The organism is Pasteurella testudinis DSM 23072 (genome assembly GCF_900176075.1).
Classification (GTDB): Bacteria; Pseudomonadota; Gammaproteobacteria; order Enterobacterales; family Pasteurellaceae; genus Chelonobacter; species Chelonobacter testudinis.
The window spans coordinates 29,178-41,232 of sequence record NZ_FWWV01000024.1 but is presented as its reverse complement, the minus strand read 5'-3'; the positions used below and the strand labels follow the sequence as shown (position 1 = coordinate 41,232).

Annotated in this window: 13 protein-coding genes; 7 read left to right on the top strand and 6 right to left on the bottom strand. The window is 49.6% G+C overall.

Translation table 11 applies throughout. The features are described from left to right. Positions 1-87: 87 nt before the first annotated feature. The 3 genes from dinB to B8880_RS08990 all read right to left on the bottom strand — a co-directional run bounded on the left by dinB (position 88) and on the right by B8880_RS08990 (position 2,395). Positions 88-1,146 (bottom strand): DNA polymerase IV, encoded by a 1,059-nt coding sequence (gene dinB, locus B8880_RS09000; protein WP_115306380.1) that lies wholly within the window; start codon positions 1,144-1,146, stop codon positions 88-90. A gap of 109 nt (positions 1,147-1,255) precedes the next feature. Further along, positions 1,256-1,972, bottom strand: a complete 717-nt coding sequence (locus B8880_RS08995; RefSeq protein WP_472857735.1) for a CidB/LrgB family autolysis modulator — start codon at positions 1,970-1,972, stop codon at positions 1,256-1,258. A 9-nt stretch (positions 1,973-1,981) separates the two neighbouring features. Then, positions 1,982-2,395 (bottom strand): CidA/LrgA family protein, encoded by a 414-nt coding sequence (locus tag B8880_RS08990; protein WP_084257280.1) that lies wholly within the window; start codon positions 2,393-2,395, stop codon positions 1,982-1,984. A 102-nt stretch (positions 2,396-2,497) separates the two neighbouring features. On the opposite strand from B8880_RS08990, the gene B8880_RS08985 reads away from it, so the two are divergent. From B8880_RS08985 to B8880_RS08970, 4 genes are read left to right on the top strand one after another with little or no spacing between them, the layout of a single operon-like run. Then, positions 2,498-2,989 (top strand): thermonuclease family protein, encoded by a 492-nt coding sequence (locus tag B8880_RS08985; protein ID WP_244165623.1) that lies wholly within the window; start codon positions 2,498-2,500, stop codon positions 2,987-2,989. Positions 2,990-3,027: 38 nt separating this feature from the next. Then, positions 3,028-4,245, top strand: a complete 1,218-nt coding sequence (locus tag B8880_RS08980) for a cysteine desulfurase (protein WP_084257279.1) — start codon at positions 3,028-3,030, stop codon at positions 4,243-4,245. 40 nt (positions 4,246-4,285) lie between these two features. After that, positions 4,286-4,681, top strand: a complete 396-nt coding sequence (locus tag B8880_RS08975; RefSeq protein ID WP_084257278.1) for a SufE family protein — start codon at positions 4,286-4,288, stop codon at positions 4,679-4,681. A gap of 4 nt (positions 4,682-4,685) precedes the next feature. Further along, a complete protein-coding gene (locus tag B8880_RS08970) occupies positions 4,686-5,513 on the top strand; it encodes an SDR family NAD(P)-dependent oxidoreductase (protein ID WP_084257277.1) in 828 nt (275 codons plus the stop codon). Positions 5,514-5,549: 36 nt separating this feature from the next. Here the strand turns inward: B8880_RS08970 and B8880_RS08965 are convergent, their stop codons facing one another. From B8880_RS08965 to B8880_RS08955, 3 genes are read right to left on the bottom strand one after another with little or no spacing between them, the layout of a single operon-like run. Then, on the bottom strand, positions 5,550-5,747 hold the full coding sequence (locus tag B8880_RS08965) for a YnbE family lipoprotein (RefSeq protein WP_084257276.1): 198 nt from the start codon (positions 5,745-5,747) through the stop codon (positions 5,550-5,552). A 9-nt stretch (positions 5,748-5,756) separates the two neighbouring features. Then, positions 5,757-8,516, bottom strand: coding sequence for a YdbH family protein (locus tag B8880_RS08960; protein WP_084257275.1), 2,760 nt, complete (start codon positions 8,514-8,516; stop codon positions 5,757-5,759). A 13-nt stretch (positions 8,517-8,529) separates the two neighbouring features. Then, positions 8,530-9,354 carry a hypothetical protein gene (locus B8880_RS08955; protein WP_084257274.1) on the bottom strand — a complete coding sequence of 275 codons (825 nt, stop codon included), beginning with the start codon at positions 9,352-9,354 and terminating at the stop codon, positions 8,530-8,532. Between the two features lie 95 nt (positions 9,355-9,449). On the opposite strand from B8880_RS08955, the gene gloA reads away from it, so the two are divergent. From gloA to B8880_RS08940, 3 genes are all read left to right on the top strand, one after another. After that, positions 9,450-9,857 (top strand): lactoylglutathione lyase, encoded by a 408-nt coding sequence (gene gloA, locus B8880_RS08950; RefSeq protein ID WP_084257273.1) that lies wholly within the window; start codon positions 9,450-9,452, stop codon positions 9,855-9,857. Positions 9,858-9,931: 74 nt separating this feature from the next. Then, on the top strand, positions 9,932-10,597 hold the full coding sequence (gene rnt, locus B8880_RS08945) for a ribonuclease T (RefSeq protein WP_084257272.1): 666 nt from the start codon (positions 9,932-9,934) through the stop codon (positions 10,595-10,597). Positions 10,598-10,684: 87 nt separating this feature from the next. Further along, positions 10,685-12,043: a Na+/H+ antiporter family protein gene (locus B8880_RS08940; RefSeq protein ID WP_084257271.1), complete on the top strand. Its 1,359-nt coding sequence runs from the start codon at positions 10,685-10,687 to the stop codon at positions 12,041-12,043. The last annotated feature ends 12 nt before the right edge of the window (positions 12,044-12,055 follow it).

Below are 12,055 nucleotides of genomic sequence, written 5' to 3'. Positions count from 1 at the left end.
CTCCGTCCTGAAATTGTTATTGTTTATAGCATAAACCCATGTTTAGTAAATGGTAAATGTTATTTTTTTGTAATACTTTGAATCAAATCACCATAAACTGAGCTGTTGTGCCGTTTTTTTGTGCGGCAGGCTGACATTTAAGCCGATTAAACGGACACCGCGGCCGTTCGCACGCTGCCAAATTTGCTGTAGTAATAACCGGAACGCCTGCTCGTTCAGCAGATGTGAACCGCTTTCCAGCGTGGTGGTCTGAAAATCGCTAAATTTCAGTTTGACACCGAGTTTGCGGTAATCGCGCAGCGGAATATCCGGCTGTGCACGCTGCAAACGGAAAATCAGTTTTTGATACAGCGAATGCACAATCTCGACCGCTTGTTCTTGCCGTAGAATATCGTGCGGTAAGGTGGTTTCCACCCTGATCGATTTGCGCTCCCGTTCCGGCTGCACCGCTCTTTCATCAATCGCATGGCTGAATTGCCAGATCCGCTGCCCTAATTTGCCAAATTGATCCAATAAAATATGTTGTTGCTGGCGGCGGACATCGGCGCAAGTCACCAAGCCCATCGCATTTAATTTTTGTGCGGTCACCGGTCCGACACCGGGAATTTTTTTCAGCGGCAGTTTAAGCACAAACTCATCGACCTGTTCAGGCGTCAGCACGAATTGTCCGTTCGGTTTATTGAGATCGGAGGCAATTTTTGCCAGAAATTTCAACGGAGCGATACCGGCGGAAGCCGTCAATTGTAATTCGTCGAAAATCGCCTGTCGAATTTCACTCGCAATCCACGTTGCCGAGCCGTTGCATGCCTGACAATCACTCACGTCCAAATAAGCCTCGTCAAGTGACAACGGTTCGATTAGCTCGGTATAACGCTGAAAAATATCATGTACCTGCTCGGAAACCTGCTTATACAACGTCATATTGCCGGGCAGCAGAATCAGGTGAGGGCATTTTTTTAACGCAAGTGCGGTCGGCATCGCACTGTGCAAACCGAATTTCCGTGCTTCGTAATTACAGGTGGAAAGCACGCCGCGACTCGCCGCCGCCCCACCGACCGCCACCGGCTTCCCTTGCAAACTCGGATCTTGCCGCATTTCAACCGCCGCAAAAAAACAATCCATATCAATATGGATAATTTTACGCATCAGTTTTTGTTCGGGTAACGATATCGCCTGCATAACGGGGTTAAAATGTTGGTAACTATGACGAAATTATAACACAAAATACTGTATAAAAAAACAGTATTAGAATATATTAAAACCGCCCCAACAGCATGACGCCGTTAAATACCAGCGGTGCTAAAACCGAGCTGATAATGCCGCATAATACCAACGAGATTGAGCTGTAAATACCGGCTTGTTGGTCGATTTCCAATGTACGGGCGGTGCCGAGTGCGTGCGACACTGCGCCGATGGACAAGCCGATCGCTTCGGGGTGTTTCAAACCGATTTTTTTCAACAGGACATAACCGAAAATAGAGCCTTGCAGGCCGGCTAAAACCACGCCGACCGCCGCAACGGACGGTACGCCGCCGACGGTTTCGGCGACTGCCATTGCAATCGGCGTGCTGATCGATTTTGGTAAAATGGTGGCGACAATTTCAGCTTCGCCGCCCAATAACAGTGCCAACAGTGCGCCGCTGAACATCGACAGTAGCGAAGCGCTGGTGGTGATCAACAAAATACTGCGCCAACGGCTGCTGATCTGGCGTAGTTGTTCGTACAGCGGCAGCGCCAACGCCACGATCGCCGGTCCGAGCAAACTGTTTAGCGGCGCATTGCCCTGCATATAACCGTCATACGGCAGATCCAGCAACAGCAACACGCCGATTAAGAGTAGAATCGTCAGCACAAAGGAGTTAAACACTATCGACTTCCAGCGCTTGCTCAGCCAAACCGCGGCGAAAAACGCTAAAATCGTCAACAGCGAATAGAGATAAAGCGCCATATCTTGCAAGATTGATAACATCATTTCCTCCGCTTAACCGCGTTGTTTCAGCCGTTTTTTAGCCACTTTGCGCCGTAATTTACGAATGCTGTGGCGTTCGAACAGATAATCGCCCATCAAACCAACCAGCAACAAACTCATCATGGTGCTGATAATATTCGGGATCACCAATTGTTTGGCGTTGGCGAGCAGCAGATCGGCATATTTGACAATTCCGACGCTGACCGGCACGAACAGCAGCGCCATATAACGGATTAACAGGCTGGAGCCGAACGCAATCCATTCGACTTTAATCACTTGCGAGGTTAGGCAAAGAAAAAGAATCAACAAGCCCCAAATACTGCCTGGCACCCCGATCGGAATCAGGTGTTGCAGGAAGATACCGAGATACAAAATTGCATATAAAATCGCGANCGAACGCAGCAAATTTATGATTTTTTGTTTCATCTTGATTTGAGATAACGAAAATGTGTGAAATAATTCTCTCTCAAATTGTGATCAATGTCACTGTATTTCCCCTTTTTTTGCCGGAATAGATAAGGTTTTAAAGTGTCGATAACACGTTTTTTCTTTTTGTTTTCATTTCTGTTACTTTCCGCCGCCTTTGCTGCGGCAAAATCCATGCCCAGCCAATTTCAATGCCGTGTGATTCATATCAGCGACGGCGACACCTTCACCTGTCTGAGCGGCAACAACAAGCGGATCAAAGTGCGGTTATTGGGCATTGATGCGCCGGAAAACGGACAGGCTTACGCCAATAAAGCCAAGCAGTTTTTGGCGCAGTTGATCCATAAACAGTCGGTTACGCTGAAAATCGACGGAATCGATCAATACGCCCGACGATTGGCGACGGTTTACGACAGCCGGCAACGCAATATCAATTTACTGATGATCGAAAACGGCTGGGCGTGGGCATACCGCTTTTATAAAAAAGATCCCCGTTACCCGCAGGCACAGCGGTCGGCACAGATGAAAAAAGCGGGTTTATGGCAAGATGACAAGCCGCAAGAGCCTTATTTGTGGCGCAAGCAACAGCGTTGAGTTTATAATGCGACTTCTTTTTTCGAATGGTGTAAGCAATGTCTAAACTACAATCCGATTTCAACCCTGCCCTATTCCGCCAAGCCTTTCCGTACTTTTGCCAAAACGGATCGTTGACCTATTTGGACTCCGCCGCCACGGCGTTGAAACCGCAGGTGTTGCTCGACAGTACGCTGGCTTTCTACCAAAGCGCCGGTTCGGTGCACCGCAGTCAGCATGAGGCGCAACAGACCGCACTTTACGAACAAGCACGCCGTTTGACCGCCGAGCTGATTAATGCGCCGTCGGTCGAGAGTATTATTTGGACTTCGGGCACGACGCAGGCGATCAATACGGTCGCCAACGGTTTGGCGCACTTCATCGCAGCCGGTGATGAAATCATTATCAGCGAAGCGGATCACCATGCCAATTTCGTCACTTGGTCGATATTGGCGCAGCAGCGGGCGGCTAACTTGATCGTGTTGCCGATTAATGAGCAGTGGCTGATTGAAAGTGCGGTTTTGCAACAAGCGCTGTCGCCGCGTACCAAATTAGTGGCGCTGAATTATGTCTCCAATGTCACCGGCACCGAGCAACCGATTGCCGATTTAGTCAAAACCGTGCGCCGAACTGCGCCGCAAGCGTTGGTTTTAGTCGATTGCGCACAGGCGATCGCCCATCTTCAATTGGATATGCAAGCGCTTGATGCCGATTTTTATGCCTTTTCCGCGCACAAACTCTACGGCCCGAACGGACTGGGGGTGTTGAGCGGCAAAACCGAATCGCTGGAAAAACTGTCGCCGCTGGTCTACGGCGGCAAAATGGTAGATCGGGTCAGTAAACAGGCGATCAGCTTTAGTCCCCTGCCTTACCGCCTTGAAGCCGGCACGCCGAATATTGCGGCGGTCATCGGTTTTGGCGCGGTGTTAAACTGGCTGAAAACCCAAGATTTAATTCAAGCGGAACAGCATGCGGTCACGCTTGCCGAACAGGTTAAAGTGCGGTTGCGGCGCTATGACAACGTGCGCTTGTTCAACTCGCCGCAGTCAAGTTCCGTCGTCTGCTTTGTGTTTGACGGCATTGCCGTTTCCGATCTGAATACGTTACTGAGTGAACAAAGCATCGCCCTGCGCGCCGGCGAACATTGTGCGCAACCTTATTTGACCCGTTTAGGGCAAAAAAGTACCTTGCGCCTCTCTTTCGCCCCTTATAACACCGCTGCGGAAGTCGAGCAATTTTTTGCAGCGTTAGATAACGCTTTAGCGCTGCTGCGTTGAATGGCGTATTAAACACCCTGTTAAATGTGACAAGATAAATATGGAAAATATTAAACAACTTCAACAACAATTTGCTACGTTACCGGGTTGGGAAGAACGCTACCGTCTGCTGATCCAACTGGGCAAAAAACTACCGCCGCTTGACACCGACGAATTGAGCCGGATGCCGTTAATTCACGGCTGCGAAGTCGAAGTGCGGTTTACGGCACAAAAACAGCCCGACGGCGGTTATCGTTTCTCCGCCTACAGCGAAGCACGGATTATGAACGGTCTGCTCTATCTGCTGCTAAGCGCTTTGCAATCGTTGCCGTTAAGCGAGATTCGGCAGTTTGATATGACCGCACTTTTGCAATCCTGCGGCATTGCCCCACGCTTGAGCGAAACCCGCTTAAACGGCTTGAAAAATATTGAATCTTTGCTACACCAATTGGATTGACACCATGAAAAAAACCGTTTTGATTACCGGCTGTTCCAGCGGCATCGGCTATGCGACCGCACTTTACCTGCAACAACACGGTTGGCAGGTGATCGCCAGTTGCCGCAAGGCGGAAGATGTGGTCAAGCTGCAACAACAAGGGCTGGAATGCGTACAACTGGATATCACCGATTCGGCACAAATTCGGCAAGTGCTGCAAACCCTCAGCGCCGAACGCACCTTAGATGCGATTTTCTGCAACGCCGGTTACGGACAAACCGGTGCGGTGGAAGATATTTCGCGCGCTGCGTTGCGTGAACAGTTCGACACCAATGTGTTCGGCACTTGGGAATGTATTCAACAGGCAATGGCGGTTTTCCGCCGCCAAGGGCACGGACGGATTATCGTCAACAGCAGTATTTTGGGCTTTGCCGCGATGCCGTGGCGTGGGGCGTATAACAGCAGTAAATTTGCGCTGGAGGGTTTGTGCGATACCTTGCGAACAGAGGTGCGCGACAGCCGGATTTTCGTCAGCCTGCTGCAACCCGGTCCGATTACCAGTAAATTCCGTCCCAATGCGCTGGAAAAATTTCATCAGCACATCGACTGGCAAAACAGTTTCCACGCAAGCGCTTATCAACATCAATTGCAACGGCTGAACAGCAAAGGCAACGCCAATCCGTTCACCTTGCCGGCGGAAGCCTGTGCCAAAGCGGTGTTGCAGTGTCTGAACAGTGCCAAACCGAAAGCCCGTTACCAAGTCACCTTTCCGACCAAATTGTATTGGTGGTTGCGGCGTGTGCTGCCGACCCGTGGTTTCGATTGGGCGAACTGGCAGGGCGGGAATAAATAATCGAGCAAAAGTGCGGTATGCAAACCGCACTTTGCCCTATTGCTGCAAGATATTATCCTCTGCCAAAATCCGGCGAGTATTATCATCGGTTTCGATTTGAATTTTGTGCTCGACTTCCACATTCATGTTAATCGTGATCCCCTCTTTCGGGGTTTCCAGTTGGATTTTCGGCACGCAACCAAGCAACACAGGCAGGCTGAATAAAAGTGCGGTAAACTTGAAATTGAATAACATAATCGCTCTCTATTGTTCGCGTCGTTGATATAAACGGTATTCTAAATTTTGTTGCAGTTCCGAACCAAAATTAATCGACTGCCACAAATCAAAGGCGTTCTCTTTATGATTGTAATTCAAAAAGATCGGATTTTGTAACGCATTATTGGCTTTGATTTTGGCATTCAGCAAACCCGTACCATCTTGCAACAAATTCACGTTGATATTGGAATCGTACACGTCCATCGTTTCCATCAGGTTAGTCAGAATCCGCTCGGTAATACCGCCGCCCTGCTCAATTTTACTGATCAATTCATCGCTTAAATGAATCCGCCAGTCGCTGCCCTGCTCAATCACGCCGTCACAAATGATACAAGGCGAATTTTCAATCCAAAACGGCAGATCGGCATTGACTTTTCCGACCATTTCCAATTGGTTATATTGCATTAACTCTAAAATCTCGCTTAATTCGATATTGCTCAAACGCAAATAAGCCGGATTGTGCTGCGGCAGGGAAAATTTATCCACATTCAGCTCGCCGCCCAACAGTTTTAAATTCAGTTTGGTCAGGGATAACGGACTTTTGCGCGTGTAAGGATAATAGCCTTGCACCTGTAACGACACGTCTTTTAAATGCACGCCGTTATCCAAGCTGGCAATTTTCACTTCGACCGGCTCTTTCACCCCCAATTGGAAACGTTGGTTTTGATAGCGGTAGGGTAAGGAGAAATTGATACCGCTGATTGCACCGTTCGGCAAGGCGATACTGCCGTTTTCAATGGCAATATGTCCACCTGCGATCAAGCCCTTTTCCGGCGTAATCGAAAAGGCGGTTTGGCCACGAATAGAGCCGCGTTGAATCAGCCAATTCCAACGCTTGGGAAAGAGCGGTTGAAACACATTGGAAGACTGCTGCGGCCAATAAACGTTACCGCGTAACGCACCCTGCTGATAGGTGGCGAACAGGCGGATCGGCCCTAAGCGATCTGCAGTCAACTCGCTTTTCAAATTCAAGTCGGAAAAATCTTTACCCTCTATGCCGACACTGATATCCGGTTTTAAAATCTGCCCGCCGTAATCCAATTGGATTCGCGGCGTGTTGACCGCCAATGCACCGCTCAGGCGCTGCTGTTGGTAATCCCAGCTGATGGTTTGCGACAACGACAACAGCAGTGGTTCGACCTGTACCCCAGGCAACGCGAAACGCCCTAGTTCGCCGTCTAATAACTGAATATTAATCAGGTTGTCATGCCAAAACCCACGCCCGCGCAAACTGACCACATTGCGCAGGCTCGGAATATCGGCATAGCCCCAAAAATTCCAGTTCCAGCGGTTTGTTGCCGCAGCCGCCGACAAACGGGACGGCACTTCTTGCGCCGAACGAATGTTAAAAATGGAGTGAATACCGGCGATAAACTCGTTAGCCCGTCCGTCAAGCCGCAAATCAATCCGTTCAAACTGACGGGTTTTACCTTTTAAAATCGCCTGCAACCGCCCTTTGATCCCGTATTGTCCGACCACCACGCCCGCAAGCGGCAAACGTAACTCTGCGATATCAATGTATTCGGTGTTGCCGGTCATACGCAGCAGTGAGCCGCTCAAAAAACGCAAAATCGGATCGTGTAGCGGGCCTTCGATCCGCATCGGCAAATCGGTATAAAAAATGCTGTCGAAAGATTTGACTTCTCCGTTAACCTGCAACGGAATCTGCAAGGCTTGCCGATCAATTTTGCCGTTTAAACCTTGAATCACAATCAAGCCTTTACCTTTGTCACCGCTCGACAACAAAGAAAGCCGGAAATTGATATTGAGCGGAAAACTGTTCCAAAAAGTGCGGTCAGGCTGCTCCGCTTGCAAATCCAGATCGAGAAAACCGTTCATCGGTTGCGGCAAATCTTTTGCCCAATTAAATTGCGCCTTGCTGACTTGTAACTGTCCGTTTTTTATATCAAAAGGCAAATCCAGCAGTTGATGCTGTTCCTGCCCCGCCACTTCGTACAGCTGCAACTGCGCCTGTTGATCTTTCCATGTCAGGCTGATACCGCCCTGCGGAATAATCATGTCGGCAGAACGCCAACGGTAATCCAGATCGGCATTCAGCGGCAGCTGTTCGAAACTGTCCGCCAGCTCGGCATTCAAAGTCACTTGATTGTATTGGTGCTCATCCGGCTGATAAATCAGAAAGGCCGTCAGTGTATTTTCAAATAAAATCCCGTCCAGATTTGCCAGCTTACGTGTTGTATCGGCGTCTTGTTGTTCCGTCGCCTGCAGCTGCAGCCGCAATTGCGATCCTTGCCGAACGGCTCTGGCATGGGTTGTTGCGTGGAGAAGTTGTTGCAGTTGCGGATGGGTTACCGCTTCGGCGTTCTGCCAATCAAGCCCGGCAATTTCAACTTCCCCTAGCGGCAACAAGGCGAATAAGCGAGTGAGGGTAAAAGGTTGGCTATCGATCGATTCGTTCGGTTGATTCATCAGCTGTTGCAAACAGGCGTAATCCAACCGCACTTTTTCCAGTGTCAATTTGCGCTGCCACCACGCCAAACGGATCTGTTCGCCGTCAACCAAACGGCAAGCCTGATGCGCCGAATTTTGCGCGCCGGCGACAGTGATTTGCGGCAGTAAAATCCCGTCCGTATCGATATCAATCGGCTCAGCGAGGCTGATGTGATAATCCGGCGCCAGAAAATAGTTCGCCGTGGTTTGTATGCCGTTGCCGAATAGCAGCCAAACGACTGTTGCCGCCAACAGCAACAGAATGGCAATACACACGGCAAGGCATTTTTTCCACATAAATAAAATCAGGTTAGAGGTAAATTAATAAAAACGGTAGCCCCATGCTCAACAGCAGCAACAGCGATAACCATGCTAAATCCAATGTTTTACGGCTTGAAATCAGCCAAAACAGCAGCGCCGCCAACAGCAAATGCAGCGCAAAATAGCCGGCAAATGCGCCGGTGCTGAGGGGAAGCAGAGTTAAATTCCAATGTAGCAATAATAAAACCACCACGCTGTAAAGCGCATTCAACAACAGGCTTAACAACATCAGGCGCGGCAGCAGTGCGATAAAGCCCTGCAAGCGGTTACGCGACAAACGCAGCTGCCAAGCGCTCAACACCAAACCGAGCAACAGTTGGCTGAACGGGCTGTACGCAAACCAGTCTTGCCGCGGCAAATTCCATAAAATCGCCAAATAGCACAACACGCCCAATCCGCCGCAGATTGTACCGAATAACAAAATACCACGCCGCAGACGTTCATCGTCTTTCGGCTGCTGCCATACCGTGACCAGCAATAAGATGGCTGCGCCAATCAGCAACGCCAACGGCACATAACGTTTTTGCGCCAGCGCGCCGAGCAGAAACAGCCCGATCCAATACAGCAGCAAAAACAGATTGGCGCGGACTAAACGCGAGCGCTGCCCGTTGCAGATTTCGCCTTTGCTGAACACCACATGGGTCACTAGCTGGCAACAGAGTACCGCAAAGGCAAAATAGGCGATAAAGCTGGCGAGGGCTTGTGAATCATCGGGCGGCAATAAGAAAAGTGCGGTTTCCGCCCCCAACAGCACAAGCGGCGGCAACAGCGCAAGCAGCGTAATCTGAATTTTGTTTTCGTTATGGTCTGACATAAAACGTCCAACATGCTAAAATTAATGGCAGTAACTGATAAATTGACATTATAATGCCATATTTGTTGTTACGTTAACAATTTAGGAGACTAATCATGCGAATTTTACATACCATGCTGCGCGTCGGCGATTTGGACCGTTCAATCAAATTTTATACCGAAGCGCTGGGAATGCGTGTTTTGCGCACCAGTGAAAACACCGAGTATAAATACACCCTGGCATTTTTGGGTTACGACGACGAGGACAAAAGTGCGGTTTTGGAACTGACCTACAACTGGGGCGTGGAACAATACGAACTGGGCACGGCATACGGCCATATTGCGATCGGCACCGACGATATCGCCGCCACTTGTAACAAAGTGCGGTCAGCAGGCGGTAACGTGACTCGCGAACCGGGTCCGGTCAAAGGCGGCACGACCGTGATCGCTTTCGTCGAAGATCCGGACGGCTACAAAATCGAATTTATTGAAAACAAAAGCGCCAAAGCCGGTTTAGGCAACTAATTCCATTACTTCCATTTAGTTACCGGCGCAACCATTAGCGCCGGTTTGATACTGCCAATACAGGATCTTCATTTGTGACCACATCTGCACAAACACCCGTTCAAACCGACTTCAACCTGCTGAAAAACCGCTTCCGTGAATATTTTCCGGTGATTATTGATGTCGAAACCGCTGGTTTCAACGCCAAAACGGACGCGCTGTTGGAACTTGCCGCCGTCACCTTAAAAATGGACGCACAAGGACAACTGCAACCCGACGAGAAATGCCATTTTCATATCACGCCGTTTTCGGGGGCGAATATCAATCCCGAATCGCTGAAATTCAACGGCATTGATATTGATAATCCGTTGCGTGGGGCGGTGAGCGAAGAAACCGCACTTGGCGACCTATTCAGACTGGTGCGCCGCACACAAAAAGCCGCCGACTGCAAACGCTCGATTATCGTGGCGCATAACGCCGCGTTCGATCACGGATTTTTAATGGCGGCGGCGGAACGCTGCCAACTGAAACGCAATCCGTTCCACCCGTTCGGCACGTTTGATACCGCCACCTTAGGCGCATTTATGTTCGGCAATAATGTCCTGATCAAAGCCTGCCATGCCGCCGGTATTACGTTCGATGCAAAACAGGCGCATTCCGCCCTGTATGACACCGAAAAAACCGCCGAATTATTCTGTTATATGGTCAATCGCTTAAAAGAACTGGGCGGATTTCCGTTATTTAACGGCAATAACCAATAAATTGCGGAAAATAATTGAATTTTGTTTTAGAATCTCGCTTTATATTTTTTTGTTTGTTTTTGATTTTTCATTAAGGAACTAACCGCTATGTTACTCACCAATAATGTGGTGCTGTCCATTATCCTGCTGTTGGCGCTCAGCCTGATGCGGGTAAACGTGGTCATTGCCCTGATTATCTCCGCCCTTACCGCCGGTCTGCTCGGCAGTATGGATATTCAAACCACCATCAATACCTTTACCAACGGCTTGGGCGGCGGCGCTTCGGTGGCGATGAACTACGCCATTTTGGGCGCGTTTGCCGTGGCGATCTCCAAATCCGGCCTGACCGATTTGTTGGCGATGCAAGTGATTAAAAAACTGGGTAAACAGCCGAGTGAAAAGGCTCTATTCTGGTTTAAATATTTAGTCTTACTGCTGCTGACCCTGTTCGCCGTTTCTTCACAAAACCTGCTGCCGGTGCATATTGCCTTTATCCCGATTGTCGTACCGCCGTTGTTGGATATTATGAACCGCCTAAAACTGGATCGCCGCGCGGTCGCCTGCGTGTTGACCTTTGGTTTAACCGCGACCTATATGATTTTGCCGGTCGGCTTCGGAAAGATTTTTATCGATAACATTCTGGTTACCAAAATTAATGAAGCCGGTGCAGCGCTCGGCTTGCAAACCACGGCGGCGCAAGTCTCCGCCGCGATGTTGATTCCGGTTTGTGGCATGATTTTGGGGCTTTTAACCGCAATGTTCTATACTTATCGCAAACCACGCCAATACTTGGTCGCTACGCCCGAACCGACGGCGGACGACATTGAACGTCGGGTGGCGCAAATCAGCCCGACACATGTCGCTATCAGCCTGTTGGCGATTTTCGTCACTTTCGCCTTACAACTTTATACCGATTCGATTATCGTCGGCGGTTTGGTCGGACTGATGATTTTTGCCGTGGGCGGTATTTTCAAACTGAAAGAAAGCAACGATCTGTTCCAACAAGGCTTGCGCTTAATGGCGATGATCGGCTTTGTGATGATCGCCGCCTCCGGCTTCGCCAATGTGATTAAAGAAACCGACGGCGTGGCGGCATTGGTGCAAACCTTCAGCGAAACCATCGGCAGCGACAATAAAGGCTGGGCCGCGTTGATTATGCTGTTAATCGGCTTGTTTATCACCATGGGAATCGGTTCTTCGTTCTCTACCGTACCGATTATCGCAGCCATTTATGTGCCGATTTGTATCAGTTTGGGCTTCTCCGAAATGGCAACGGTTTCACTGGTTGCAGTATCCGCGGCACTGGGCGATGCCGGTTCTCCGGCTTCCGACTCCACACTGGGGCCGACTTCCGGTTTGAATGTGGACGGCAAACACGATCACATCTGGGATTCCGTCGTACCGACCTTTATCCACTTCAATATTCCATTGGTCATCTTCGGTTGGATTGCGGCAATGGTGTTGTAATGCCAACTTTGA